Raw genomic sequence first — 26,047 nt, 5'->3', positions numbered from 1 at the left:
GCGGCTACGTTTGCCCCTGCCACTGTGTGACGAGACTTGGATTCCCGCCTCCGCGGGAACGACGTTTCAAGGCTAACGAAGATGGATTGTTACGCCGTCTCGGCCCAGCGCAGCCTGATCTCGCGAATCGCCGGCATCTGGTCGGCGAACAGGTCCACCAGCTGCGGGTCGAAGTGGCGGCCCTTCTGCTCGCGCAGGAAATTCACCGCATCTTCCTCGGTCCAGGCCTTCTTGTACGGCCGCACCGAAGTCAGCGCGTCGAACACGTCGGCGATCGCCACGATCCTGCCCACCAGGGGAATGTCTTCCCCGGCCAGGCCGTTCGGATAGCCGCTACCATCGTATTTCTCGTGGTGGGTCAGCGCGATCTGGCGCGCCAGCGACAGCATGCCGCCATCGTGCTCGCCGATGATCTCGGCGCCGATCGTCACGTGGCCCTGCATGATCTTCCATTCGTCGGCGTCGAGCGGTCCCGGTTTCTGCAGGATGCGGTCGGGGATGCCGATCTTGCCCACATCGTGCATCGGCGCCGCGTGCAGCAGGTCGTCGGCCTCGATCTCCGTCATGCCGGCGGCGATGCCGAGGATGCGCGAGAAGTGGCTCATGCGGATCACGTGCAGGCCGGTCTCGTTGTCCTTGTACTCGGCCGCCAGGCCCAGGCGCTGCACGATCTCCAGGCGGCTGGCGCGCAGTTCTTCCATCCGCACCAGCGACAGGTGGGTGCGCACGCGCGCCCGCACCACCGGCGGGCTGACTGGCTTGGTGATGTAGTCGACCGCGCCGGCCTCGAAGCCTTCGACCTCGTCGGCGGTCTCGGTCAGGGCGGTCACGAAGATCACCGGTACCGAGGCGGTGGCCGGATGCGCCTTGAGGGCGGCGCACACCTCGTAGCCCGACATCCCGGGCATCATCACGTCCAGCAGCACCAGGTCGGGCTGCTCCTGGCGCGCCAGTTCGAGCGCGCGCGCGCCGTCCTTGGCGAACAGCAGGCGATAGTGGTCCTGCAGGATCTGGCGCAGCAGCTGCAGGTTGCTGGCTTCGTCGTCGACCGCGAGGATCAGCGGGCGGGTATTCGGTTGGCTCATGCTGGGGATTCGTCGGAAACGTCGTCAAGTGCCCCATCACCCAGCAGGCCGATGACGGTCTCCAGGTGCCCGAGGGCGAGGTCGAAGTCGAAGTCGGCGATCGCCGACTGGACCTGGGTCACGCGGGTGGCGGCCGGATGCGCCGCCAGCGCCGCGGCCAGGCTGGCCATGGCGCCGTCGTTCAGGGCGCCACGGCGCAGGGCCTCGAGCAGCACGCCGCCGGCGCGCCGCGCGCGCGCCAGGTCGACCGTGCTGCCTTGCGCCACCGGCGCCGGCGTCGTCGCCACGGCGCTCAGCGCCTCGAGCGCGGCGTCCAGCGCATTGTTCGCCACCACCACGGTATTGGCGACCCGGCGCGCATCGGTCGGCATCGTATCGGTGGCCTGCTCCAGGGCGGCCAGGGCGTCGGCCAGCAGCTCGAGGCCGACGTTGGCGGCCGCGCCGCGCACCTTGTGCGCCAGCATGCGCAGCTGCTGGTGTTCGCCGCCGGCCGCGTGCAGGCGCAGCGCCTGGCCCAGGTCGGCGTACTGGCGGGCGAAGTGCTCGAGCGCCTCGGCATAGGCGTCCTCGCGGTTGCTCCAGCGGTGCAGGCCGGCGCGCCGGTTCAGCACTTCGCGCGGCGCATTGGCCGCACCAGGCGCATCCGGCGCGCTGCTCGACAATCCGAGCACGCGCGCGATCTCGTGCGACAGCGCGAACCAGTCCACCGGCTTGCTGGCGAAACCGTCCATGCCGGCATCGACGCTGGCAGTGCGGTGTTCCTGCAGCACGCTGGCGGTCATCGCGATCACCGGCAAACGCGGGCGGCCCTCTTGTGCTTCACTGGCCCGAATCGCGCGGGTGGCGGCCAGGCCGTCCATGGTCGGCATCTGGAAGTCCATCAGCACCAGGTCGAACCCGCCGTCGACGGCCAGTTCGACCACGGCGGCGCCGTCGCGGACGGCGGTCATGGTGTGGCCTCGGCGGCTCATCAGGAGCTGCATCAGTTCCAGGTTCTGCGGCACGTCGTCGGCCACCAGCACGCGCAGCGGCGGCAGCACGGCGGCGCTGCGCACGCGCGGCGCCTGCTGCGCAAAGCGCGCCAGCACCAGCGGCACCCGCACGTGGAAGGTAGTGCCGCATCCGAGCTCGCTCTCGGCCCAGATCCGGCCGCCCATCAGCTCGACCAGCTGCTTGCTGATCGTGGTGCCCAGGCCGGTGCCGCCGAAGCGGCGCGTCATCGAAGCGTCGGCCTGGGTGAATGGGTCGAAGATGGCGGTCAGGCGCTCGGGCGCGATGCCGATGCCGGTGTCGATCACGGCGATGCACAGCTGGTCGCCTTCGGCGCCGACCTTGAGCGTCACGCTGCCCTTGGCGGTGAACTTGATCGCATTGTCGAGCAGGTTGGTCAGCACCTGGCGCATGCGCAGCTCGTCGCCGCGCAGGCCCGTCGGCAGCGCCGGATCGTACTGGATGTCCAGGTGCAGGCCCTTCGCGCGCGCGTTCGCGGCCAGGGTCGAGGACAGTTCGTCGATCAGGGACAGCAGGTTGTAGTCGTTCTGCTCCAGCTCCACCGCGCCTTTTTCGAGCTTGGCGGTGTCGAGGATCTCGTTGAGCAGGCGCAGCAGGGCGCGGCCGGCGCTGCGGATGGTGTCCAGGTGGCGCCGCTGCTCCACGTCCAGGTCGCCGTCCAGCAGCACGTCGGTGAAGCCCAGGATCGAATTCATCGGGGTGCGGATCTCGTGGCTCATATTGGCCACGAAGGTCGCGCGCGCGGCGGCCGCCTGCTCGGCGGTTTCCTTGGCGGCGCGCAGCGCTTCTTCCATCTGGCGGCGCTCGGTGATGTCGAGGATGACGCCGTCCAGCCACTGCACGTCGCCGGCCTCGTTGCGCACACCGGTGCCGTTTTCCCACAGCCAGCGCACGCCGCCATCGGCATGCAGCAGGCGGTATTCCACCAGGTAGGGCCGTCCTTCGCGCAAGGCGGCGCCGGTCTCCCTGGCGACCCGGACGCGGTCTTCGGCATGGATCATGGCGCCGAACACGCGCCGCGGCGGCTCGCCCAGGAAGTCGGCGGCCGGGTAGCCGGTGACGCGCTCCACTGCTTCGCTGACGAAGACCATCGGCCAGTCGCCATCGAGCTTGCTGCGGTAGGAGATGCCGGGAATATTGCCGATCAGGGAACGGAACTGCTGTTCGCTGTCGCGCAGTGCCCCTTCCATGGCGCGTCGCTCGCTGATGTCGGTGACGAAGCAGACGAACAGGTCTTGTCCATCCAGCAGCGCGTGGCCGAGCGCCCCGCGCACCGGTACCAGGCTGCCGTCCTTGCGCAGGCCGAAGGTTTCGGTGCTGGTGTTGAGGCCTTCCAGGCTGCCCTTGCGCAGCACGTGCAGCAGGCCGCGTTCGGCGCTGCGGTCACGCTCATTGAGCAGCAGGGCGATATTGCGCCCGACGATCTCGTCGCGCCGCCAGCCGAAGATGCGCTCGGCCGAGGCGTTGAATTCGGTGATGGTGCCGTCGCGCCCGACCGTGATCACGCCGTCGACGGTGGTGGTGAGCAGCGCGCGCATCCAGGCTTCGCTGCGCTCCAGGCCAAGGTATAGCTCGCGGTAGCGCAGCAGGCCGTTGGCGGCGACCACACCCAGCGACAGCGCCACCGTGATGAGCGTGATCGACAGCGCCAGGAAGTCGCTGTTGGAACCCGACAGGCCATAGGGATCGACTTCGCCCGCGAAACGCGCCGCCGCCATGCCGGTATAGTGCATGCCGGCGATCGCGCAGCCCATCACCACCGCCGCGATCAGCAGGCGGCGCGAATCGGTCATCGACTTGTAGCGCGACAGGCCATGGCGCACGCCCAGGGCCAGCGTGGCCAGCACCACCGCGACCACGATCGACAGCGCGAACATGGCCGGATCGTAGTAGAGGTCGAGGCGCGTGCGCATGCCGGCCATGCCGGTATAGTGCATGGCGCCGATGCCGGCCCCGACCAGCACCCCGCCCACCAGCAGGTGCGCCAGGCGCAGCTGGGGACGCGAAATCAGGTTCAGCGCGACCCAGGATGCGCCGATGCTGGGCAGTGCCGACAGCAGCGTGATGCCATGGTCGTAATGGACCGGCGTGCACAGGTTGAAAGCGAGCATGCCGATGAAGTGCATCGACCATACGCCGGCGCCCAGGGCCAGGCTGCCGGCGCCGAGCACGATGGCGCGGTGCGCCGGATTGCTGCTGGCGCGGCCCGTGATCTGCAGGCCCATCCACGAAGAAAAAATCGCCACCAGCAGCGACAGCACGACCAGGCGTGGCTCATAGACCCCATAGGTCAGCATGGATGGGTCGGCAGGGGCGTTAAATAATTGCAACATGAATTCGCGGGTAGTCAGGATAGGAAAACTCTATCCATAAGGCATGACCGCGAAGTATGGCATCTTCCCGCGTGGAAATGTAGTGATTACTGGATTTACTGGATTTTTAGCGATGTAATGTAGCTTCCAAGCGACCATTTTGCTGCGGGCGTGGTTGAGCAACCACGTTCGCTCGCAGATTGCATGGGGCTACGCCGATCGCGGCGGTGCGTCGGCAGGGGAAGCTGGCAGCGTCGCCTCGAAACCGGTTGGCGGCAGACCCTGGCACCAGCGGCGCCAGATCAGGCGCAGCGTATGCTCGATGCCGTCGGCGATCCGGGTCCTGGAGTCCGACGTGGGCAGCGCATAACGTTCGCGCAGCGTGGCGCGCACTGCCGCCAGCGCCGGCAGGTCGGCGCAGATGGCCAGGCCCTTGGCGACGAAATCGTCGACATCGTGCGCGACGAAATGGTGCAGCCCGCAGTACTCGAGGAAGCAGGCGGTCTGGCGTCCGGTCACGGTGCCCGCATCCAGGGTCAGGGTCGGCACGCCCATCCAGCCGGCGTGCATGGTCGTGGTGCCGCCCGGGTAGGGGAAGGTGTCGAGGCACAGGTCGACCCGCCCGTGCAGCGCCAGGTAGTCGTGCATCCCGGTGCGGCCATGGAATTCGACGCGGTGCGCGGCGATGCCTTCCTGTTCCAGCCAGGCGCGCAGCAGGGCATGGTCGTCCTGCTCGGGCATCCCGGCCATCAGCAGCCGCGCATCGGGCAGGGCGCGCAGCAGCGCCCCCCAGGCCCCGATCACTTCGCGGTTGAACTTGCTGAGACGGTTGAAGCTGCCGAACGTGACGTAGCCGTTGGCCAGGGCGGGCAGCGGGCCGACGTCGGGCGCGGTGGTGACCGGGTGGAAGGGTAGCGACAATGGCAACTGCACCAGTTTTTCGGTGAACAGGTGGTCGTACTGCCCTCGCGGCAGGAACTTGCGCTCGGCCAGGTAGTAGTCCATCGCGGCCAGGCCGGTGGTGCCGGGGTAGCCGATCCAGGATGCCTGCAAGGGCGCCAGCCGGCGCGCGAAGGCGGGCAGCCGGTTGAAGGAAGTGTGGCCGGACAGATCGATCAGGATGTCGATGCCGTCGGCGCGCACCAGCCGCGCCAGCGCATCGTCGTCGAGCTCGGTGATGTCGCGCCAATGGGGCAGGTGGCCGCGCAGGCGCGCGGTGACCGAGTCATTCAGGGTATGGTTGTAGTAGGCATGCAGCGCCAGTCCGGGACGCTGTCCCAGGCGCTCGAAAACCGGCTCGATGAAGGCGGCGACCGCATGGTTGCGCAGGTCGCCCGATACGAAGCCGATGCGCAGGCGCCGCTCCGGCTCGGGCGTGTTGTCCCAGTGGAGCGACGGCGAGGTGTTGCGTTCGACCAGCTCGCCATAGTGCAGGTGCTCGCGGAACAGCGCGTCCGGCGTGAGCCCGGGCATTTCGTTCATGCAAAACAACATATTACTGCGGGCGCCGATATTCTCCGGGCGTCGCTTCAGCAATGTGCGATAGACAGCCACCGCTTCGGCCGCCCGACCCTGGGCCTGCAAGATCAGCGCGAGTGTGATGGTGGCATTCTCATGCTGTGGATCGAGCGCCAGCACCGCGGTGGCGGTGGCATACCCTTCGGACAGGTTCCCTTGCTCGGACAGGGTAATGGCCAGCTGGTTAAGGGTATCCACATTCCCGGGCTGCCGCGCGATCACGCGCCGCAGCACATTTTCGGCCTCGTCCAGCCGGTTGGCACGCATCAGCAGCGTGCCCAGGTTGTTGAGCGTTTCGAGATCGTCGTCGTCGAACCTGGCGGACATCGCCATCGCATGCAGGGCCCCCTGCGCCTCGCCCCGCCGGTGATAAATGCCGCCCAATAATTTCCAGCCGAATGGGTGCTGGGGGAAGCGCTCGACGAGCGCGCGCGCGACCTCGTACGCTTCTTCGCTGCGTCCCTCGGCGAACAGCGCTGCGGCGGCGTCGATCTCGGCGCTGTCGGGCGCGCCCGAGCTTGCCAGCTGCCGTTCGATGTCGTCGATGACCGGACCTTGCAGGCCGTGGGTCCGGCCGAGCTGGAGCAATTGCGCGGCGGCGGAGAACTGGCGCGCTGAGATCAGGGCGTCGAGATAGGCCAGCCAGTGGGCCTCCTGGTCGGGGTCGGCTTCCAGGGCGGCGGCGAAATGGGGCATCGCCACCTCCGCATCCCCGGCGCGGATGGCCAGCACGGCCACGGCGTGGTGGGCGCCGGCGTGGCCGGGTTGGAGATCGAGTACCGCCCCGTACAGGGCGAGCGCCTGGTCGAAGTTGCCCGCCTCGGTTTCGAGGTGTGCGGCCTGCATGGCCTGGTCGACGATCTGGCGGACGTCAGCGCTGGGGGGGGGCGTGCTCATGGCGCTACATTAGGGTATGAGGCGGGCGAGGGTCAAGGAGGCTGTATCTCGTGCCACAGGCCGGGCTGGGTAACAAAAAAACCGCTGGTCCGGTGATGGATGCGGGTTTCTAGCTTGCTGGTTTGGTGCCTCCGGCTGGAATCTTCATCGTAGTAAAAACAATGACTTGTGACAGCAATGCGTGATTTTGGAGTGGCTCTTTTCGTTATGAAGAAGACTTCCAATTTGTGCTTGACGAGGCACGTAGCGAGGTGCAGCATTGTAATTTTTGCACCGCTACATATGTCCTATAGCAAACGACGAGAACTCGCAGACCTGTATCGTACAATGCGTGTCGAGGCGCGGAATATCCTGATGCAAGACTTGGCGGCGGAAGGGATGTCAGAAATTCGATTGGCTGACATTGGGCCCGAAGCGCTGCGTTACGCTACTCTCTGGGAGGACGACGCCGAGCGGTTAGTGGACTGGAGTTGGGAAAAGCTCTACAAAAAATGGTCTAGTCGGCCTCGCCATATTGCGTTAGCGATCTGGATCGACCCGACGTTGTGTTGCCTGGTCTTAGGCAAAATAACAGATGGTAGAGTAGCTGCTCGGATCGATCGAATCGAGCGTAACCCGAATGTATCCGACGATCAAATCGCTTCCGTTGGGGTGGTTGCTAAGCGTTACTTAGACTACATCGGTCGCATTGCCAAATGTCGTCAAGCTGTTGTATGGGAGCCGGCATCAGAGCTAATTGACTACTACAAAGCGCTGGGATTTACCACTGAAATGGTAAAGCGAGGTAAGATAGTAGGCTTAAAGTACGAAATTGTCTGAATTGTTGATCTGAAGAAAGGTGAGGATTATGAAAAATGCAACCTCAAATCGTAAGCAACAGTTCGTCAAGCTGAAAGTTGTGAAGCTCGGAACGAAATCGGGCGTGTCGGTGGCTGCTAGGGATCTGACTACTCAGATTGAACGGGTTAGGGCCTATGCTGAGTCGAACCGGGGCACCTTTGCAACACAGGTCGAGAGTGCAAAACGTGCTCTTCCTTCAAGAGTGCCTGTAGTGATGACTGGTCCACAAAAGCGACACGCGACACGGTAGTCAGTATGCATGCTTCGTTGAAAGCCACCTGAGGGTGGCTTTTCTAATTCTGGTTCGTGCACTGCGTTAATTTCGATCTTGGTATCTTGCTGCCCACTAAATGACTTCCTTAGCCCTGCACAGCGCCTGCCACGTACAGAGCGAGTCGATGGCAACCGAATCGACTTCGGAAAATCGGGCAGGCATGCCATGCGCTCTCGTACTACGGACTCACTACGCTTGAGATAGGTCGCGATCGCGGCGATGTGCCACAAGTCGATTTCGATGGGAAGTGCTGGCTTGAGTTGCTTCGCCAGCTCGGCTGCGAGTCGCGTGATCAGGTCGCTGTCGGCGGTCATCCGGAGGCCCATCATCCGGAGGGTCACATCATCCGGAGGGTCTGACAAACTCGCCGCGCCAGAAAGCAAAAACCCGCGCTTCCTAGGAAGTGGCGGGTTTCACGCTGAACCGACTTGCTTGCTACTGGTGGTGCCTCCGGCCGGAATCGAACCGGCACGCCTTACGGCGCTTGATTTTGAGTCAAGTGCGTCTACCAATTCCGCCACAGAGGCCCAATAGCAGGCGCGAATCTTAGCACATCGCACACACAACTGACCAGTGCGCGCAAGAAATTGGCAGAACACGGCATACGGTAGCCCTGATATATGCCGCTACCCCAGACCCAGAGCGGTGGCTCAGCGCGCAATCCGATGCTGCAACAACCGCAAACTCCCCACCGGCCCGACGATCTCCAGCACATGCTCGCGCACCGCGACATTGATCGCGCCTTCTTGCCCCCGCAACCAGGGGCGCGGGCGGAAGTACCGAATGCTGGTGCTGTCCGCCGCAGTGCGCCGGTAACCCAGCGCGCCCAGCGCTTCGTCGAGCGTGTTGATCATATAGTGGGCATCGAAGCGGGTGCGCATCTCGAAGCGGCCCGGCCCGAGCATATACACCGGCAGCAAGCCGCCCACGATGGCCGGCAGCACCACGAAGGGCAGCGGCGTGTCGGGGTCGATCAGGTGCAGCGTCAGCACCAGCAGCGGCAGGCCGCCCAGCAGCGTCAGCGCCCAAGGCAGGGACTGGCGCCAGGTGTCGATGCGCCGCAGGAATCCGGGCCGCTCCCGGACGCGCACGATCTCTGAAAACGTCACACTTTTCATGGTGATCTCTCCCTCACAGCATCTCGTGCAACGGTCCATGTTGGCCAATACTTAAACTGACGCAACACCCCATTCAGCCTGGTAATTGATCTGCATCGACTCGCACATTGTGACGAGCGGCACCAGGCCGGTGCTTGACTCCGCGCAAACACGCATTCTTTGCGAATAGGTTCTCATATTGGCAACACTTGCCGCGCACAGGTGAATATCGTTGCTCGCGAGCCTCATAAAGAAACAAGCCGCACGGTGTGCGGCTTGTCGAAGTGCATTTTATTGATTGCGGCGGAACAGCCTGAAGCGCTCGTCGCGGTCGGAGGCGCGCCGGCCTTCCCACAGCGGGATCGTGTTGCGCACGCTCCATTTGCGCAGCAGCGCGCGGTCATTGCGGTTGCGCAGGCTGTCCTGCAGCAGCACATAGTCGCACTTGCCGCCGTCCAGGGTAACGAAGGGCAGGCGGCCGTAATAGGCCAGCGAGGCGCGCTGGGCCGGGCCGACATTGGTCTCGATGCAGTCGGTGTCGGCCGGCAGGCGCGCCGCGATCTGCTGGGCCACGCCGGCGTAGCTCTTGCCGTAGTTCAGATCCGGCAGGAACAGCGTCATCAGGAGCACCCACAGCAGGATCAGGCCGCCGGACGACAGCACCACCGCGCGCCACAGCACCGATGGCTGGCGCGACAGGCGCCAGTGCACCAGCACGACCCAGCCCACACTGGCGGCGGCGGCCACGGTGAAGGTGACGATGCCGATTTCCGGCGTGAAGCCTGGCACCAGCTTGAGCGCGTTCTTGGCCAGCTGGGCCGGCCAGCCGGTCAGCTTGGCGATCCAGAACAGCCAGATGGTGGCGCCCAGCATGGTCAGCACCATCACCGAGAACCAGTCGATGGCGTTGATCGCGCCGCGCTTCATGGTCGGCAGGCCGAAGGCGGCCATCAGGGCCAGCGGCGGCAGCATCTTGAGGAAGTCGCTGTTCTCGGGCACCGGGTCGCACAGCAGCTGCAGCACCAGGGCCAGGAAGAAGAACACCGGCAGCACGATGTGCAGCATCTGCTGCTGGCGGCGCCAGGCCCAGACCGCCCAGATGGCGAATGGCCAGGCCGGCCAGAAGAACCAGACGCCCGTGCGGAAGAAGGTCTTCACCGCAACCCAGCCGGGCACGCCAATCTGCTCCGCGTTCCAGGCCAGCCAGTCGGCCACCGGCGGCAGGCCAAACGGCTGCACGACGATGGCGGGCAGGATCCATACCATGGTCAGGCCAACGCCGACGCCGGTTGCGACGGCCAAGTGGCGCAGCGCCTGGCCCGCCGGCATGTCGAGGTAGCGGGTGCAGGCGAACAGAGCCACGATCAGCACCAGCGGCGGCAGGAAGCCCTGGGTGAGCGTCAGGGCGCCCAGCGCGAGGCCGACCAGCACCGCGTTGCGGGTGCTGGTGTGCTCGACGTAGCGCACGGCGCGGTACAGGAAATAGGCCAGCAGCGCGCCCTGCAGGGTGGCGGCCAGGGTCAGGTGGCTTTGCAGCAGCAGGCCCAGGCTGCCGAGGTAGATCAGGACCGCGGTGTCGCCCAGCGTGCGGCCATAATCGTCGGGCTCGGGCTGGCCGCCGAAGGCCAGGCGCAGCGGCTGGGCCTCGGCGCGTCGGCCGAGGTGGAAGGCGGTGTACCACAGCGACATCGTGCCCAGCACGAAGATGGCGATGGTCGAGACGCGCGCGGCCAGCACGTCGCCCAGGATCCAGCCGAACAGCTTGATGCAGATGGCGCCCAGCCAGAAGGCCAGCGGACCTTCGTCGACGCTGGCCAGGCCGGCGATGTTCGGGTACAGCCAGTCATCCAGGCCGCCATGCGCCATGGTCCACATGATGCCGAAGCTGCCCGCGTCTTCCTTCCACAAATCGCGGCCGATGATGCCGGGCAGGATGTACAGCATGCCCAGCGCAAGCAGGGCCCAGCGGGGCAGCGCCAGGGTGGCGGCGGCGGGTAGACGGACTGGTTTCATCGGCAAATCGGATGGATGGAATAACTGCGTAGTATAGCTGCGAAAAAAAAGAAGCCGCTGAGGCGGCTTCTTTGGCGAAGCCCGGGTGGGCTTCGAAGATTCTACTGCGGCAATTAGCCGTTGGCGACCGAGGTCTTCGAGCCGACTGCGCCGAACTTCTGGCGGAATTTTTCGACGCGACCAGCGGTGTCGACGATCTTGTGCTTGCCGGTGAAGAACGGGTGCGACTCAGCCGACACCTCGATCTTGACCAGTGGGTAATCTTTACCTTCGTGGTTGATCGTTTCGCGGGTGTTGATGGTCGAACGGGTGATGAATTTGAAGTCGCACGACAGGTCGTGGAAGACGACTTCGCGGTATTCTGGATGGGTATCGGTCTTCATGGTATTGCTTTCTATTGAGTTGGTAGCCAAACAGCACTTCGGCGGTCGTCCTGCTTCTTGACCCGATTGCCGATCACTTGCCAGGGGTTGGACTGAACCGGAGATTATAAGGCTTGTTGCATCTCGATGCAACAAGCCGTAGGGTGGGCAGCTACGCCGTCCACGCGGTGATAGTTGCAATGCGAGTCACCGCGCACGGGCCGATTACCGTGTGATTGAACGCGTGGACGGCAAGCCGTCCACCCCACATAGACAGCGCCAACAAAAAAGGCAGCCCGAAGGCTGCCTGTGCACGCGTTGCGCTGGGGCGGATCAGCCGCCGCGGCGCATCATGTCGAAGAACTCGACATTGTTCTTGGTCGCGCGCATCTTGTCGAGGATGAACTCCATCGCCTCGATCTCGTCCATCGAGTACAGCAGCTTGCGCAGGATCCAGATTTTCTGCAGCTGGTCGGGCTTGATCAGCAGTTCTTCGCGACGGGTGCCCGATTTGTTCAGGTTAATCGCCGGATAAACGCGTTTCTCGGCCAGGCGGCGCTCCAGGTGCACCTCCATATTGCCGGTGCCCTTGAATTCTTCGTAGATCACGTCGTCCATGCGCGAGCCGGTCTCGATCAGCGCGGTCGCGACGATGGTCAGCGAGCCGCCTTCCTCGACGTTACGGGCGGCGCCGAAGAAGCGCTTCGGACGCTGCAGCGCGTTGGCGTCGACACCACCGGTCAGCACCTTGCCCGAGGCCGGGATCACGGTGTTGTAGGCGCGCGCCAGGCGGGTGATCGAGTCCAGCAGGATGACCACGTCCTTCTTCATTTCGACCAGGCGCTTGGCTTTTTCCAGCACCATCTCGGCGACCTGCACGTGGCGGGTCGCTGGCTCGTCAAACGTGGATGCGACGACTTCGCCGCGCACCGAACGCTGCATCTCGGTCACTTCTTCCGGACGCTCGTCGATCAGCAGCACGATCAGGGTGACGTCGGGATGATTCGCGGTGATCGCATGTGCGATGTGCTGCAGCATGACCGATTTGCCGGACTTCGGCGACGCCACCAGCAGGCCGCGCTGGCCCTTGCCGATCGGCGAGATCAGGTCGACGATGCGGCCGGTGATGTTCTCGGCGCCGTTCATGTCGCGCTCCAGGCGCAGCGGCTCGTTCGGGTGCAGCGGGGTCAGGTTCTCGAACAGGATGCGGTGCTTCGAGGCTTCCGGCGATTCGCCATTGACCTTGTCGACCTTGACCAGTGCAAAGTAACGTTCGCCGTCCTTCGGCGTACGCACTTCACCTTCGATCGAGTCACCCGTATGCAAGTTGAAACGACGGATCTGCGACGGCGAGATATAGATGTCGTCGGTCGAAGCCATATAGCTCGCGTCCGGCGAGCGCAGGAAACCGAAACCATCCGGCAGCACCTCGAGGGCGCCGTCGCCGAAGATCTGCTCGCCCTGCTTGGCGCGCTTCTTCAGGATCGCGAACATCAGTTCCTGTTTGCGCAGGCGGGCTGCGTTGTCGATGTCGAGGCCGATTGCCATTTCCAGCAGCGCGGAAACGTGCATCGCCTTCAGTTCAGATAAATGCATGTGTGTGGGTGACCCGTGACGGGTGAATTAGGTAGGGGAGGGGACTGCGTGGGTTAATCGAGGCGGGAGGGTGACTCCCGGCCAGTATTGTGACTGCGTGGCGACTGCGCGGGCGCGCCGTCGCCGCTATATTACTTGTATCAGATGTTGCTGTCGATGAAAGCGGTCAGCGGACCCTTGGCGACGGCGCCGACTTTCTGGGCTGCGACCTGGCCATTCTTGAACAGGATCAGGGTCGGGATGCCACGGATGCCGAACTGGGCCGGCACGGCCTGGTTCGCGTCGACGTCCATCTTGGCGATCGTGATCTTGCCTGCGTATTCCTTGGCTACTTCTTCCAGGATCGGGGCAATCATCTTGCAAGGGCCGCACCACTCGGCCCAGAAATCGACCAGCACCGGCTGCTCGGACTTGAGCACGTCGGCTTCGAAGGATGCATCGCTGATGTGTTTGATGTTTTCGCTCATGGTTTCCTCAATGTGAGGTAAGAATCGTTATTAACGCCTTGAGACTCGTCATGCGGAATGTCTCGACCGGCTACCGTGTGTACTTCCTTGCCAAATATTGCTGCTACACAATGGTGGAGGCACTGTGTGCGAATTTCAATATTGGAAGAACGGCTAGAGGGTGTCAGGCGGGGAATGAGGCGAATAATACCCCATTTTTTTAAAAAGTGTTCGGGGCTTTGTACAAAATCTCAACATGCCAGCGCATGGCGCAATTGCTCGGGCGTGAGCGGCTTGCGGAACGAGCCAACCACCCGGAGGCCAAGGGCGCGCGCCAGTTCGGCGGCGGCCTCGCGCACCTCGTCCTCGAGGGCCGACAGCAGGATCACCTTGCCGGCATAGCCCAGGCTGGCCGCGGCCTGCAGGAACTCGATGCCGTCCATCTCGGGCAGCACCAGATCGCAGATCAGGACGTCGGGCATGGCTTCGTCGAGCCGGGCCAGGGCCTGGCGCGCATCGAGTTCGAGGACGATCTCGCACGGCCCGCAGGCGCCGAGCATCTCGCGCATGACCTCCAGCAGCAGGTGATCGTCGTCAAGCACCAGCACGCGCAGTTGCGCGAAAGGCGAATCGGCGGCGGCGTCGGGAGGCATGTGCGTCATTATCTGGAATGGGTAGATCGACGGCCATTATCTCGAAAAACTGGCAAGCCGGGTTGTCCGAATCCGTATTTATTTATCAAACGCTACCGGTGAAGCGCGCCAGGTGCCCCGGATGCCACATGGTGGCCACCGACGCCACCCGGCCGGCCGAGGTGGTGCGCCGGTGCAGCACCAGGCACGGGGCGCCGGCCCCGATCGCCAGCAGGCGCGCCTCTTCCTCTGGCGCCGGCTGGGCCTCTATCGTATAGGTGGCCCCCTGCAGCGGCGCGCTCGCCATCAGGTGTTCGTTGGGCGTGATGCGCGAAAAATCCTGCTCCAGGTAGGCCGGGGCGCAGACCGGGTTGACCCAGCGGTCTTCGAGCTGGACCGGCGTTTCGTTTTCGAAGTGGACGATCAGCGAGTGGAACAGGGTGGCGCCCGGCTCCAGGTCGAACTCCGCGGCCAGCGTGTCGTCGGCGCTTTTTTCGTCCAGCGCCAGCACGCGGCTGGTGTGCTGCTTGCCGCGCGCGCGGATCTCGTCGGCGATATTGCGGATCTCGACCAGGGTACCCTGGTACTTCTGGGGCGCGACATAGGTGCCCGAGCCCTGGCGCCGCACCAGCACCTGCTCGGCGGTGAGTTCACGCACGGCGCGGTTGACGGTCATGCGCGAGACGCCGAACTGGCGCACCAGCGCCTGCTCCGACGGCACCAGCTCGCCTTCCTTCCAGCGGCCGGAGGCGATTTCGCCAACCAGGTAATCCTTGATCTGCTGGAAAATGGGCGACTTTTCCTGCATGCTGTCTTGCGCGGTCTGTGCTTCCAAACTCAATCTCCGAATGCCTGGCCTCTGGGACCACGCCCGATTCTAGCATCGCGATTCGAAAGCAAGACCCGGAGTGTGGCCTGGTGGCTGCGGCTTCAGGATGGCGCTATTGCTGAAGGAGGACACCATCATGACAACAAGGGATAGCGACGAGACTGATGACACGCGCTGGGACGCCGTGCAGCGGCGCGACGCCGGCGCCGACGGCAGTTTCTATTATTCGGTGCGTACCACCGGCGTCTACTGCCGGCCCTCGTGCCCGTCGCGCGGCGCGAAGCGCGCCAACGTCGCCTTCCATGCCAGCAGCCAGGCGGCCGAGGCGGCGGGCTTCCGGCCCTGCCTGCGCTGCGCGCCGCACCTGCCGCCGCTGGCTGAGCGCCAGGCGGACGCGGTGGCGCGCGCCTGCCGCCTGATCGAGGAATCGGAGGAGGAGCCAGACCTGGATGCCCTGGCTCAGGCTGCCGGCATGAGCCGCTTCCACTTCCACCGCGTGTTCAAGGCCCGGACCGGGATCACGCCCAAGGCCTATGCCGCGGCCAGGCGCGGCGCCCGCGTGCGCCAGGAACTGGAAGGAGGCGCCTCGGTCACCGACGCCCTGTACGGCGCCGGCTATGGTTCCAGCGGGCGCTTCTATGCGGCGTCGAACGAGGTGCTGGGCATGCAGCCTTCGAACTACCGCGCCGGCGGGCAGGGCGAAACGATCCGCTTCGCCGTGGCCGAATGCTCGCTGGGCGCCATCCTGGTCGCGGCCACCGGGCGCGGCATCTGCGCGATCCTGATCGGCGATCAACCGGAACCGCTGGTGGAAGACCTGCAGGCGCGCTTTCCCAAGGCCGAGCTGCGCGGCGCCGAAGAAGACTTCGAACGCACCGTGGCGCTGGTGATTGGCCTGGTCGAGCAACCGCGCATCGGTCTCGAGCTGCCGCTCGACGTGCGCGGCACCGCCTTCCAGCAGCGCGTGTGGCAGGCGCTGCGCGCGATTCCCTCGGGCGAGACCGTGACCTATGCCGAACTGGCCGAACGGGTCGGCCTGCCCGATGGCGCGCGCGCCGTGGCCGGCGCCTGCGCCGCCAATCCGGTGGCGGTGGCGATTCCCTGCCATCGCGTGGTGCGCACCGGCGGCGCGCTGTCTGGGTATCGCTGGGGGATCGAGCGCAAGCGCGCACTGCTCGAGCGCGAGGCAGAGCAGTGACCGTCATCGATTGGGATGACGTCGGCGTCCAGCTCGACGCCGCCGGCTGCGCCGTGATTCCTGGCCTGCTCGATGCGCGCCAATGCGCGCGCTTTATTAGCGCCTACGACGAGCCGCAGCGCTTTCGCAGCCGGGTAGTGATGGAGCGCCACGGCTTCGGCCGCGGCGAATACCAGTATTTCGGGTATCCGCTGCCGGAGCCGCTGGCCGCGCTGCGCGCCAGCCTGTATCCGCCGCTGGCGCGCATCGCCAACCGCTGGCAGGCGGCGCTCGGGCTGGATACGCGCTTCCCGCCTGCTCACGCCGACTTCCTCGAGAAATGCCACGCGGCCGGCCAGTTGCGTCCGACGCCGCTGCTGCTGCGCTACCGCGCCGGCGACTACAACTGCCTGCACCAGGATCTGTATGGCGAACAGGTGTTTCCGCTGCAGGTGGCGGTGCTGCTGTCGCGGCCAGGCGAAGACTTCGATGGCGGCGAGTTCGTGTTGACCGAACAGCGGCCGCGCATGCAGTCGCGCGCCGAAGTCGTGAGCCTCCATCAGGGCGACGCCGTCGTATTTGTCGTCAACCAGCGGCCGGTGCAGGGCACGCGCGGCGTCTACGGGGTGGCGATGCGGCATGGCGTCAGCCGCGTGCGGCAGGGCCTGCGCCACACCCTGGGGATCATCTTCCACGACGCCACCTGAAGGGCTGTCGCCCACGCATGCAGTACACTCTGTCGAACCGTGCCCACGAAGCGCGGAAACCCATTTCGGAGAGAGAAAAAAAGCATGCGCGCGCGCCAGATATCCCTGCAGTGTTCCCTACTCGTCCTGGCTGCCCTCGGCAGCCTGTCGGCACATGCCGATACCCTGATCGACAACGCCAACGGCTATACGCTGAACGGGAAGGGTGAGCTGGTCCAGTTCACGGCGATCGCCTTCGACGACAAGGGCCGCATCATCGCCGTCGGCAGCGGCGCCGACGTCGCCGCGAAAGCGCCGAACGCGAAGCGCGTCGACATGGGAGGCCGCACCGTGCTGCCGGGCCTGATCGACGCCCACGGCCACGTGTTCGGCCTGGGCCAGCAACTGACCCAGCTCGACCTGTTCCACAGCACCTCGCTGGACGGCGCCCTGAAGTCGATCGGCGACTACGCGCGGGCGAACGCTGGCCACGAATGGATCCGCGGCCGCGGCTGGAACCAGGAAAACTGGAAGCTGGGCCGCTTCCCGACCGCGCAGGAACTCGACGGCGTTATCAAGGACCGCCCGGTGTGGCTGGAGCGCGTCGACGGCCACGCCGGCTGGACCAATAGCCGCGGGCTGGCGCTGGCCGGCATCACGAAATCGACGCCGGACCCCGTCGGCGGCAAGATCGTGCGCGACGCCAATGGCGACGCGACCGGCGTGCTGGTCGACACCGCCCAGGAACTCTTGACCCGCGTGCTGCCGCAGCAGACCGAGGCCGAGGGGCGCCTGATGCTCGACCGCGCGCTCGGTGAGCTGGCGCGCGTGGGACTGACCAGTGTGCACGACGCCGGCGTCGACGTGGCCCAGGACCGCCTGTACCGCGCCTATGCGGATCAAGGCAAGCTGACTACCCGTGTGTACGGCATGATCGCCGGCACCGACAAGGACTTCGACCAGCTGGCCGCCAAGGGCCCGCTGAAAGATTACGGCAATGGCATGTATGCGCTGCGTTCCGTGAAACTGTATTCGGACGGCGCGCTGGGCAGCCGCGGCGCGGCCCTGATCAAGCCCTACAGCGACGAGTCGCACTCGCACGGCCTGTTGTTCTATAAAACCGCGCAGATGGATGCGATGATGGCCAAGGCCATGCGCAAGGGCTACCAGGTCAACGTGCATGCGATCGGCGACGCCGGCAACAAGCAGATCCTCGATATCTATCAGAAGGAGCTGAAGGCGACGCAGAGCGGCGCGCAACGCCACCGCATCGAGCACGCCCAGGTCGTGACCCCGGCCGATATCCCGCGCTTCAAGACGCTGGACATCATCCCATCGATGCAGCCGACCCACGCAACGTCGGACAAGAATATGGCCGAGACCCGCATCGGGCCGGACCGCATCAAGGGCGCCTATGCCTGGCGCAGCTTCCTGCACCAGGGCTCGCGCATCGCCTGCGGTTCGGATTTCCCGGTCGAGTCGCCGAATCCGTTCTTCGGCATCCACGCAGCCGTCACGCGCCAGGATGCGCAGGGGCAGCCGGTGGCCGGCTGGTATCCGAACCAGGCGATGTCGCTCAAGGAAGCCTTCCGCTGCTTCACCCTCGATGCCGCTTACGCCGGGCACCAGGAAAAAGAGTTGGGTTCGCTGGAGCCGGGCAAGCAGGCCGACTTCATCGTGATCGACCAGGACCTGTTCCGCATGCCGACCTATGACATCCACAAGACCGGCGTGCTGGAAACCTGGGTTGCCGGACGCCAGGTCTTCAAGAAATGATTTGACGAGGTTGTATAGACAACCTAGACTTCAGAGCAGCTTTACGGCGCGCGCCGCTGGCGTGCGCCGTGTCACCGACCGAAGGAGCCGCCATGTCCCAAGATACCCGTCCCCTGGACGACCCGCGTTTCGACCCCTCGCGCATCATCCAGGCCCCGCGCGGCAGCACGCTCAGCTGCAAGAGCTGGCTGACCGAAGCCGCCTACCGCATGATCCAGAACAATCTCGACGCCGAGGTCGCGGAAAACCCGCAGCGCCTGGTGGTCTATGGCGGCATCGGCCGCGCCGCCCGCAACTGGGAGTGCTATGACCAGATCCTGGCCTCGCTGCGTGAGCTGGACGACGACCAGACCCTCCTGATCCAGTCCGGCAAGCCGGTCGGCGTGTTCCAGACCCACCCGGATGCGCCGCGCGTGCTGCTGGCGAACTCGAACCTGGTGCCGAAATGGGCCGACTGGGAACACTTCAACGAACTCGATCGCAAGGGCCTGTTCATGTACGGCCAGATGACGGCCGGCAGCTGGATCTATATCGGCACCCAGGGCATCGTGCAGGGCACGTATGAAACCTTTGCCGAGGCGGGACGCCAGCACTTCGGCGGCGATATGGCAGGCCGCTGGGTGTTGACGGCGGGCCTGGGCGGCATGGGCGGCGCCCAGCCGCTGGCCGCGACCTTTGCCGGCGCCGTCTCGCTGACCGTCGAATGCCAGCAGAGCAGCATCGACTTCCGCCTGCGCACCCGCTACCTGGACAAGCAGGCGCGCGACATCGACGAAGCCCTGGCCATGATCCGCCAGCACAAGGACGCGCGCGACGCCATCTCGATCGGCCTGCTCGGCAATGCGGCCGAGGTGCTGCCGGAACTGGTGCGCCGTGCGCAGGAAGGAGGCCTAGTGCCGGACCTGGTCACCGACCAGACCTCGGCCCATGACCTGATCAACGGCTACCTGCCGATCGGCTGGAGCGTCGAGGAGTGGAAGGCTGCGCAACAAGACCCGGCGCAACACCCGCGCCTGAAGGCGGAAGCGGCGGCATCGTGCGCGATCCACGTGCGCGCCATCCTTGACTTCAAGGCGCTCGGCGCCCATGCCGTCGACTACGGCAACAATATCCGCCAGGTGGCCAAGGACGAGGGCGTGCAGGATGCCTTCGACTTCCCGGGCTTCGTGCCGGCTTATATCCGGCCGCAGTTCTGCGAGGGCCGCGGCCCGTTCCGCTGGGTGGCGCTGTCGGGCGACCCGGAAGACATTTATAAGACCGATGCCAAGATCAAGGAACTGTTCCCGCACGACGCGCGGGTGCACCGCTGGCTCGACATGGCAAACGAAAGGATCGCCTTCCAGGGCCTGCCGGCGCGTATCTGCTGGCTGGGACTGGGCGAGCGCCACCTGGCCGGCCTGGCATTCAACGAGATGGTGCGCACGGGCGAGCTGAAAGCGCCGGTCGTGATCGGCCGCGACCACCTCGATACCGGCTCGGTGGCCAGCCCGAACCGCGAGACCGAGGCCATGCGCGACGGCACCGATGCGGTGTCCGACTGGCCGCTGCTGAACGCCTTGCTGAACACGGCCGGTGGCGCCACCTGGGTCTCGCTGCACCATGGCGGCGGCGTGGGCATGGGTTACTCGCAGCATTCCGGCGTGGTGATCGTGGCCGACGGCACCGACGCCGCGGCCAAGCGCCTGGCGCGGGTGCTGGTGAACGACAGCGCCTCGGGCGTGATGCGTCACGCCGACGCCGGCTATGACAGCGCCATCGACTGCGCCAAGCGCAATGGCCTGAATCTCCCAATGATCAAGTAACGCGAGCACAAGCTGATGAACGACACCAACAACTTCACCCTGCAACCAGGCCAGATGGCGCTGAGCGACCTGCGCGCCGTGTGGGCCGCGCGCCAGCCTTTGAGCCTGGCGGCCGACGCCTGGGACGCCATCGCGGCATCGGCCACCACGGTCGAGGCCATCGTCGCCAAGGGCGACCCGGCCTATGGCATCAACACCGGCTTCGGCATCCTGGCCAAGGCCCATATTCCCAACGACCAGCTGGCCACCCTGCAGCGCAACCTGATCCTGTCGCATGCGGTGGGCACCGGCGAACTGCTGTCGGACACCATCGTGCGCCTGATCCTGCTGACCAAGATCGGCAGCCTGTCGCGCGGCTATTCGGGCGTGCGTCCAGTGATCGTCGAGACCCTGATCGCCCTGTACAACGCCAACATCATGCCGGCGATTCCCTGCCAGGGCTCGGTCGGCGCCTCGGGCGACCTGGCGCCGCTGGCCCATATGACCCTGGCGATGCTGGGCGTGGGCCCGGTGCGCCACAACGGCGTGCTGGTCGAGGCGGGCGACGCGCTGCTCGCGGCCGGCATCGAACCGGTGACCTTGGCGGCGAAAGAGGGCCTGGCCCTGATCAACGGCACGCAGGTTTCGACCGCGCTGGCGCTGCACGGCCTGTTCATGGCCGAGCGCCTGCTGGAAGCCGCGATGGTCACCGGCTCGCTGTCGGTCGATGCGGCGCGCGGCAGCGATGCGCCGTTCGATCCGCGCATCCACGCGGTGCGCGGCCAGCCGGGCCAGATCGCGGCGGCGAAGATCTACCGAGAACTGGTGGCCGGCAGCGCGATCCGCGCCTCGCACCTGGTGGGCGACGAGCGGGTGCAGGACCCGTACAGCCTGCGCTGCCAGCCGCAGGTGATGGGCGCCGTGATGGACCTGATCGCCAATGCCGGCCGCACCCTGCTGATCGAGGCGAATGCGGTGACCGACAATCCCCTGCTGTTCGAGGGCGGAGAAATTATTTCAGGCGGCAACTTCCACGCCGAGCCGGTGGCCTTTGCCGCCGACACGCTGGCGCTGGCGATCGCCGAGATCGGCGCGCTGGCCGAGCGCCGCATCGCGCTGCTGATCGACGCCAACCTGTCCGGCCTGCCGGCCTTCCTGGTGCGCGAACCGGGGCTGAATTCCGGCTTCATGATCGCCCACGTGACCGCCGCGGCGCTGGCCTCCGAAAACAAGTCGCTGGCCCATCCGGCCAGCGTCGACAGCCTGCCGACGTCGGCCAACCAGGAAGACCACGTGAGCATGGCGACCTTCGCTGCGCGCCGTCTCGACCAGATGGCGCACAATACGGCGGTCATCGTCGGGATCGAGCTGCTGGCAGCCAGCCAGGGAATCGAATTCCACCGCCCGTTGAAGAGCTCCGGGACGCTGGAGTCGGTACATGCCCAGCTGCGCCAGCACGTCGCCCCCTACGATGCCGACCGCTTCTTCGCGCCCGATATCGAGGCTGCGCGCAAGCTGGTGGTCGATGGCGCGCTGTCGGCGTCATGCAAGGAGTTGTTCACCGTGCTGCACCCGTAAACCGATAACGGAGAGGAGTCGTGATGGAGTTCCGGTTCAAGGCAGGCAGGCTTCCCATGCTGGTATCGATGCCGCATGCGGGCACCGACATACCCGACGAGGTGGCGGACACGCTGGCGCCTTGCGCCGTGGCGCGCGCCGACACCGACTGGCATTTGCCGGAACTGTACGGCTTCCTGGAAGAGATGGGCGTCTCGACCATTTCGGCGCGCTGGTCGCGCTACCTGATCGACCTGAACCGCCCACCGGAGAACACCAATCTGTATCCCGGCCTGGACACGACCGGCCTGTGCCCGCTCGACACCTTCGGGCGCGAGCGTCTGTACAAGGAGGGCATGGAGCCCGATGCGGCGGAGGTGCAGCGGCGCCTGGAACGCTACTGGCGGCCCTACCACGAGCAGCTGGGGGCGGAGCTGGAGCGCCTGAAGGCGCAGCACGGCCGCGTGGTGCTGTGGGAAGCGCATTCCATTGCATCCATCGTGCCGCGCTTTTTCGAGGGCAAGCTGCCGGACCTGAACTTCGGCACCGCCGAAGGCAAGTCATGCGATCCGGGACTCGAGGAGGCCATCCTCGGCGTGGCGCGTGCCCAGGAGCGCTACACGATCGCCCTGAACGGCCGTTTCAAGGGCGGCCACATCACGCGCCACTACGGCCAGCCGTCGAACGGCGTGCACGCGATCCAGCTCGAGAAATGCCAGTGCCTGTACATGAACGAGGCGCCGCCGTTCGACTATCGTCCTGACGTCGCGGGCCAGCTGCAACCGCTGCTGCGCGACATGGTCGGCGCTGCGGTGAACTGGGTGCGTTCATGACGACCGCCCTGTTCGCGCGCCATGCGCTGCTGCCGCAGGGCTGGCGGCGCGACGTGCTGCTCGAATGGGATGCGCAGGGCGACCTGACGCGGGTGACGCCCGGCGCCACGGCGTCCCCCGGCACGCGGCAGGCGCAATACGTCCTGCCCGGCATGGTCAACCTGCATTCGCACGCCTTCCAGCGCGCGCTGGGCGGCCTGACCGAAGTCGCCGGCGACGGGCCGGACAGCTTCTGGACCTGGCGCGACCTGATGTACCGCTTCGCGTCCCGCATCACCCCAAGCCAGATCGAGGCCATCGCGGCCCAGCTGTTCGCCGAGTGCCTGCGCCACGGCTACACCTCGCTGTGCGAGTTCCACTACCTGCAGCGCGACGTCGACGGCGCCGCCTATGCGCGGCCGGCCGAGACGGCCGAGCGCGTGGCGGCGGCGGGGCAGGCGACCGGCATGGGACTGACCCTGCTGCCGGTGCTGTACAGCCACGCCGGTTTCGGTGAAAAGCCGCTGGCGCCGGCGCAGGCGCGCTTTCGCACGAACGTCGATGAGGTGCTCGGCATCGTCGAGGCCTTGGGGGCGCTGCGTAGCGGACAGCTGGAGGTCGGCGCCGCGCCGCATTCGCTGCGCGCGGCCACCATCGGCCAGATCCGCGAGCTGGCGGCCGGCCTGCCGGGCCGTCCGCTGCACATCCACATCGCCGAGCAGCAGGGCGAGGTGCAACAATGCCTGGCGCATGCGGGACGGCGACCGGTCGAGTACCTGATGGACCACGTGGCGCTCGATGCGCGCTGGTGCCTGGTGCATGCAACCCATCTGAATGACGCCGAAGTGACGGCGCTGGCGCGCAGTGGCGCTGTCGCCGGCCTGTGCCCGACCACCGAGGCCAACCTGGGCGACGGCCTGTTCCCGCTGGCGCCCTTCATCGAAGCGGGCGGACGTTTCGGCATCGGCAGCGACAGCCACGTATCGCAAAGCCCGGTGGAAGAGCTGCGCTGGCTCGAGTACGGCCAGCGCTTGCTGCACCAGAAGCGCAATGTGGCGCACAAGCCCGCCCAGCGCGACGTGGCCGGCTTCCTGTGGCAGGCTGCGCTTGGCGGCGGCGCGGCCGCGGCGGGGCGGCGCGTCGGGCGGATCGAGGCCGGGAGCCGCGCCGACCTGCTGGTGCTGGACGAGGATCATCCTAACCTCGATGGCATCATTGAGGCCGAAGTGCTCGGACGTGTTGTATTCTGTGGCAACGATAACCTGGTGCGCGACGTGCTGTGCGGCGGCCGCTGGGTGGTCGAGAACGGGCGCCACATGGCGCAGGAGGCGATCGCCGGACGTTACCGGCAAGCGCTGAAGGAGTTGCGCGCAGTGTCCCAGGAGGTGGCGAAATGACTGTCTTGATTCCATTTGCAGGCTTGTCCCCGGTGCCGTGGAAGAACGGCGGCGGCAGCACGATCGAGATCGCGATCGGCCCGCCTGACGCGGGCTTCGACGATTTCGACTGGCGCGTCAGCCTGGCGACCATTTCCGAGGACGGCGCGTTCTCGCAGTTCCCCGGCGTGGACCGCACCCTGGCGCTGGTCGACGGCCATGGCCTGACCTTGCAGATCGACGGCGAGCCGACCCTGATCAGCGATGCCGAACCGGTGATCGCGTTCGACGGCGCCTCGGAAGTGCAGGCCCGGCTCAATCGCGGGCCGACCCTGGATTTCAATGTCATGTCGCGCAGCGAGCGTTGCTGGCACCAGTTCGGGCGGCGGCGCCTGAGCGGCGACTCCACCTTCGTCGCGCGCGCCGAGGTGACGGTGCTGTTCCTGGCCGAGGGCGACAGCCTGCAACTGGCCAGCGACGACGAGCGCATCGGCCTGGTGCGCTACGACGCCGTGATCCTCGACCAGGGCACGGTGTGGTCGCTGGAAGCGGGGCAGGCCACGATCTTCATCGTCGACGTCCACTATTATTCGGAAGATGACGACGCAGAGATGTATGACTGACCTGCTTTTCACCAACGTCCACCTGGCGACAATGGAGGACGGCTACGGCGAGATAGTAGATGCCGCGCTGGCGGTGAAGGATGGCCGCATCGCCTGGATCGGCAAGCGCGCCGACGCCCCGCAGGCAAGCCAGGTACACGATTGCGGCGGCGCCTGGATGACGCCGGGCCTGGTCGACTGCCATACCCACGTGGTCCACGCCGGCAACCGCAGCAACGAGTGGGAAGCGCGCCTGAACGGCGCCACCTATGAAGACATCGCGCGCCAGGGCGGCGGCATCATGTCGACCGTGCGCGCGACCCGGGAAGCGAGTATCGACGAACTGGTCGCGGCCAGCCTGCCGCGCGTGCGCGCCCTGCTGGCCGAGGGCGTGACCACGCTCGAGATCAAGTCCGGCTATGGCCTCGAACAAGGCGCCGAAGAACGCATGCTGCGCGCCGCGCGCCGCATAGGCGAGCTGCTTCCGGTGCGGGTGGCGACCACCTTCCTCGGCGCGCACGCGTTGCCGCCGGAATTCGCCGGCCGCCAGGACGACTACGTGACCGAAGTGTGCGAACGCATGCTCCCGGCGCTGGCGGAACAAGGCCTGGTCGACGCGGTGGACGCCTTCTGCGAACGGATCGGTTTTACCAGCGCCCAGACCGAGCGCGTATTCGACGCCGCGCGCAAGCTCGACCTGCCGCTCAAGCTGCATGCCGAGCAGTTGTCGGACCAGGGCGGGGCGGAGCTGGTGGCGCGCTACGAGGGCCTGTCGGCCGACCACCTGGAACACCTGAGCCTTCAAGGCATCGCGGCGATGGCGCGCGCCGGCACCGTGGCGGTGCTGCTGCCGGGGGCTTATTACTTCCTGCGCGAGACCGTGATGCCGCCGATCGACGCGCTGCGCGAAGCCGGCGTGCCGATGGCGGTGGCCACCGACTGCAATCCCGGCACCTCGCCGATGACTTCACTGCTGCTGGCGATGAATATGGCCTGCACCCTGTGGCGCCTGACGCCGCAAGAAGCGCTGCTGGGCGCGACCGCCTATGGCGCGCTGGCCTTGGGCCTGCAGGCCGAGGTCGGCACGCTGACGGTCGGCAAGCGCGCCGACCTGGCCTTATGGAAGATCGCCCGTCCCGCCGACCTGGCGTATGCGATCGGCTTCAATCCCTGCCAGGCCGTGGTCAATGGCGGCGTGCTGCGCGCGCCTCATCTTGCTGTCTAGTCCGGCAACACCTGTCCCCTTGTCGCAACACCCGCAGTCACAGTGGGTAGGTGCTTGATCGCCCTCAAGCCTGGGTTTCGCGCCTGGTTGATGATGGATTCAAGACGCAATAAAGACTGATAGTTACAGCGGCGGTTACAGCG

The 26,047-nt window shown here is 65.9% G+C and carries 20 protein-coding genes and 1 tRNA gene; 10 read left to right on the top strand and 11 right to left on the bottom strand.

Annotated features, from left to right (window positions below; all coding sequences use genetic code 11):
* Positions 1 to 89: 89 nt before the first annotated feature.
* From SOM28_RS05560 to SOM28_RS05550, 3 genes are all read right to left on the bottom strand, one after another.
* Complete coding sequence (locus SOM28_RS05560; protein ID WP_320467483.1) at positions 90 to 1,085, bottom strand: response regulator; 996 nt, start codon at positions 1,083 to 1,085, stop codon at positions 90 to 92.
* Complete coding sequence (locus SOM28_RS05555; protein ID WP_320467482.1) at positions 1,082 to 4,429, bottom strand: MHYT domain-containing protein; 3,348 nt, start codon at positions 4,427 to 4,429, stop codon at positions 1,082 to 1,084. Before SOM28_RS05555 ends, SOM28_RS05560 begins: the two co-directional genes overlap by 4 nt.
* Before the next feature lie 189 nt (positions 4,430 to 4,618).
* Positions 4,619 to 6,823 (bottom strand): O-linked N-acetylglucosamine transferase, SPINDLY family protein, encoded by a 2,205-nt coding sequence (locus SOM28_RS05550; RefSeq protein WP_320467481.1) that lies wholly within the window; start codon positions 6,821 to 6,823, stop codon positions 4,619 to 4,621.
* Between the two features lie 354 nt (positions 6,824 to 7,177).
* Here SOM28_RS05550 and SOM28_RS05545 point away from each other — a divergent pair, with 354 nt between their 5' ends.
* Positions 7,178 to 7,642 carry a hypothetical protein gene (locus SOM28_RS05545; RefSeq protein WP_320467480.1) on the top strand — a complete coding sequence of 155 codons (465 nt, stop codon included), beginning with the start codon at positions 7,178 to 7,180 and terminating at the stop codon, positions 7,640 to 7,642.
* A gap of 737 nt (positions 7,643 to 8,379) precedes the next feature.
* Here the strand turns inward: SOM28_RS05545 and SOM28_RS05540 are convergent.
* The 8 genes from SOM28_RS05540 to hutC form a co-directional block, all read right to left on the bottom strand.
* Positions 8,380 to 8,464, bottom strand: a tRNA-Leu gene (locus SOM28_RS05540).
* Between the two features lie 123 nt (positions 8,465 to 8,587).
* On the bottom strand, positions 8,588 to 9,055 hold the full coding sequence (locus SOM28_RS05535; protein ID WP_320467479.1) for a hypothetical protein: 468 nt from the start codon (positions 9,053 to 9,055) through the stop codon (positions 8,588 to 8,590).
* A 270-nt stretch (positions 9,056 to 9,325) separates the two neighbouring features.
* Positions 9,326 to 11,047, bottom strand: coding sequence for an ArnT family glycosyltransferase (locus SOM28_RS05530; RefSeq protein WP_123070914.1), 1,722 nt, complete (start codon positions 11,045 to 11,047; stop codon positions 9,326 to 9,328).
* 113 nt (positions 11,048 to 11,160) lie between these two features.
* Positions 11,161 to 11,430 carry a type B 50S ribosomal protein L31 gene (locus tag SOM28_RS05525; protein ID WP_123070915.1) on the bottom strand — a complete coding sequence of 90 codons (270 nt, stop codon included), beginning with the start codon at positions 11,428 to 11,430 and terminating at the stop codon, positions 11,161 to 11,163.
* Between the two features lie 312 nt (positions 11,431 to 11,742).
* Positions 11,743 to 13,005 carry a transcription termination factor Rho gene (rho, locus tag SOM28_RS05520; protein WP_005665081.1) on the bottom strand — a complete coding sequence of 421 codons (1,263 nt, stop codon included), beginning with the start codon at positions 13,003 to 13,005 and terminating at the stop codon, positions 11,743 to 11,745.
* 140 nt (positions 13,006 to 13,145) lie between these two features.
* Complete coding sequence (gene trxA, locus SOM28_RS05515; protein ID WP_005665082.1) at positions 13,146 to 13,472, bottom strand: thioredoxin TrxA; 327 nt, start codon at positions 13,470 to 13,472, stop codon at positions 13,146 to 13,148.
* A 230-nt stretch (positions 13,473 to 13,702) separates the two neighbouring features.
* A complete protein-coding gene (locus tag SOM28_RS05510) occupies positions 13,703 to 14,113 on the bottom strand; it encodes a response regulator (RefSeq protein WP_320467478.1) in 411 nt (136 codons plus the stop codon).
* 76 nt (positions 14,114 to 14,189) lie between these two features.
* A complete protein-coding gene (gene hutC, locus SOM28_RS05505; RefSeq protein WP_123071918.1) occupies positions 14,190 to 14,891 on the bottom strand; it encodes a histidine utilization transcriptional repressor HutC in 702 nt (233 codons plus the stop codon).
* A 157-nt stretch (positions 14,892 to 15,048) separates the two neighbouring features.
* On the opposite strand from hutC, the gene ada reads away from it, so the two are divergent.
* The 9 genes from ada (at position 15,049) to hutI (ending at position 25,904) form a co-directional block, all read left to right on the top strand.
* Positions 15,049 to 16,110, top strand: coding sequence for a bifunctional DNA-binding transcriptional regulator/O6-methylguanine-DNA methyltransferase Ada (gene ada / locus SOM28_RS05500; RefSeq protein ID WP_320467477.1), 1,062 nt, complete (start codon positions 15,049 to 15,051; stop codon positions 16,108 to 16,110).
* Complete coding sequence (locus SOM28_RS05495; RefSeq protein ID WP_414675164.1) at positions 16,059 to 16,796, top strand: 2OG-Fe(II) oxygenase; 738 nt, start codon at positions 16,059 to 16,061, stop codon at positions 16,794 to 16,796. The genes ada and SOM28_RS05495 overlap by 52 nt, the downstream gene beginning before the upstream one ends.
* An 84-nt stretch (positions 16,797 to 16,880) precedes the next feature.
* On the top strand, positions 16,881 to 18,551 hold the full coding sequence (locus SOM28_RS05490) for an amidohydrolase (protein WP_320467475.1): 1,671 nt from the start codon (positions 16,881 to 16,883) through the stop codon (positions 18,549 to 18,551).
* Positions 18,552 to 18,643: 92 nt separating this feature from the next.
* The gene (hutU, locus tag SOM28_RS05485; RefSeq protein ID WP_320467474.1) at positions 18,644 to 20,353 is read left to right on the top strand and encodes a urocanate hydratase; all 1,710 of its coding nucleotides are present in this window, start codon (positions 18,644 to 18,646) and stop codon (positions 20,351 to 20,353) included.
* 15 nt (positions 20,354 to 20,368) lie between these two features.
* Positions 20,369 to 21,910, top strand: a complete 1,542-nt coding sequence (gene hutH / locus SOM28_RS05480) for a histidine ammonia-lyase (RefSeq protein WP_320467473.1) — start codon at positions 20,369 to 20,371, stop codon at positions 21,908 to 21,910.
* Between the two features lie 23 nt (positions 21,911 to 21,933).
* The gene (hutG, locus tag SOM28_RS05475) at positions 21,934 to 22,722 is read left to right on the top strand and encodes an N-formylglutamate deformylase (protein ID WP_320467827.1); all 789 of its coding nucleotides are present in this window, start codon (positions 21,934 to 21,936) and stop codon (positions 22,720 to 22,722) included.
* A complete protein-coding gene (locus SOM28_RS05470) occupies positions 22,719 to 24,098 on the top strand; it encodes a formimidoylglutamate deiminase (RefSeq protein WP_320467472.1) in 1,380 nt (459 codons plus the stop codon). Before hutG ends, SOM28_RS05470 begins: the two co-directional genes overlap by 4 nt.
* The gene (locus tag SOM28_RS05465) at positions 24,095 to 24,700 is read left to right on the top strand and encodes a HutD/Ves family protein (protein WP_123071909.1); all 606 of its coding nucleotides are present in this window, start codon (positions 24,095 to 24,097) and stop codon (positions 24,698 to 24,700) included. The genes SOM28_RS05470 and SOM28_RS05465 overlap by 4 nt, the downstream gene beginning before the upstream one ends.
* A complete protein-coding gene (gene hutI / locus SOM28_RS05460; protein ID WP_320467471.1) occupies positions 24,693 to 25,904 on the top strand; it encodes an imidazolonepropionase in 1,212 nt (403 codons plus the stop codon). The genes SOM28_RS05465 and hutI overlap by 8 nt, the downstream gene beginning before the upstream one ends.
* The last annotated feature ends 143 nt before the right edge of the window (positions 25,905 to 26,047 follow it).

The sequence above is a fragment of the Massilia sp. CFBP9026 genome, from assembly GCF_034045165.1.
Classification (GTDB): Bacteria; Pseudomonadota; Gammaproteobacteria; order Burkholderiales; family Burkholderiaceae_D; genus Telluria; species Telluria arenae.
Note: the sequence above shows the minus strand (reverse complement) of the source record. Positions and strands in the feature narration are given on the sequence as shown.

What these genes read in the sequence shown, in the direction of transcription:
- trxA (WP_005665082.1), bottom strand. Translation starts at nt 13,472, where the DNA reads ATGAGCGAAAACATCAAACACATCAGCGATGCATCCTTCGAAGCCGAC.
- rho (WP_005665081.1), bottom strand. Translation starts at nt 13,005, where the DNA reads ATGCATTTATCTGAACTGAAGGCGATGCACGTTTCCGCGCTGCTGGAA.
- hutI (WP_320467471.1), top strand. Translation starts at nt 24,693, where the DNA reads ATGACTGACCTGCTTTTCACCAACGTCCACCTGGCGACAATGGAGGAC.
- SOM28_RS05555 (WP_320467482.1), bottom strand. Translation starts at nt 4,429, where the DNA reads ATGTTGCAATTATTTAACGCCCCTGCCGACCCATCCATGCTGACCTAT.
- SOM28_RS05510 (WP_320467478.1), bottom strand. Translation starts at nt 14,113, where the DNA reads ATGACGCACATGCCTCCCGACGCCGCCGCCGATTCGCCTTTCGCGCAA.
- SOM28_RS05470 (WP_320467472.1), top strand. Translation starts at nt 22,719, where the DNA reads ATGACGACCGCCCTGTTCGCGCGCCATGCGCTGCTGCCGCAGGGCTGG.
- SOM28_RS05465 (WP_123071909.1), top strand. Translation starts at nt 24,095, where the DNA reads ATGACTGTCTTGATTCCATTTGCAGGCTTGTCCCCGGTGCCGTGGAAG.
- ada (WP_320467477.1), top strand. Translation starts at nt 15,049, where the DNA reads ATGACAACAAGGGATAGCGACGAGACTGATGACACGCGCTGGGACGCC.
- hutU (WP_320467474.1), top strand. Translation starts at nt 18,644, where the DNA reads ATGTCCCAAGATACCCGTCCCCTGGACGACCCGCGTTTCGACCCCTCG.
- hutC (WP_123071918.1), bottom strand. Translation starts at nt 14,891, where the DNA reads ATGCAGGAAAAGTCGCCCATTTTCCAGCAGATCAAGGATTACCTGGTT.
- SOM28_RS05545 (WP_320467480.1), top strand. Translation starts at nt 7,178, where the DNA reads ATGCAAGACTTGGCGGCGGAAGGGATGTCAGAAATTCGATTGGCTGAC.
- hutG (WP_320467827.1), top strand. Translation starts at nt 21,934, where the DNA reads ATGGAGTTCCGGTTCAAGGCAGGCAGGCTTCCCATGCTGGTATCGATG.
- SOM28_RS05530 (WP_123070914.1), bottom strand. Translation starts at nt 11,047, where the DNA reads ATGAAACCAGTCCGTCTACCCGCCGCCGCCACCCTGGCGCTGCCCCGC.
- SOM28_RS05490 (WP_320467475.1), top strand. Translation starts at nt 16,881, where the DNA reads ATGCGCGCGCGCCAGATATCCCTGCAGTGTTCCCTACTCGTCCTGGCT.
- SOM28_RS05535 (WP_320467479.1), bottom strand. Translation starts at nt 9,055, where the DNA reads ATGAAAAGTGTGACGTTTTCAGAGATCGTGCGCGTCCGGGAGCGGCCC.
- hutH (WP_320467473.1), top strand. Translation starts at nt 20,369, where the DNA reads ATGAACGACACCAACAACTTCACCCTGCAACCAGGCCAGATGGCGCTG.
- SOM28_RS05525 (WP_123070915.1), bottom strand. Translation starts at nt 11,430, where the DNA reads ATGAAGACCGATACCCATCCAGAATACCGCGAAGTCGTCTTCCACGAC.
- SOM28_RS05550 (WP_320467481.1), bottom strand. Translation starts at nt 6,823, where the DNA reads ATGAGCACGCCCCCCCCCAGCGCTGACGTCCGCCAGATCGTCGACCAG.
- SOM28_RS05560 (WP_320467483.1), bottom strand. Translation starts at nt 1,085, where the DNA reads ATGAGCCAACCGAATACCCGCCCGCTGATCCTCGCGGTCGACGACGAA.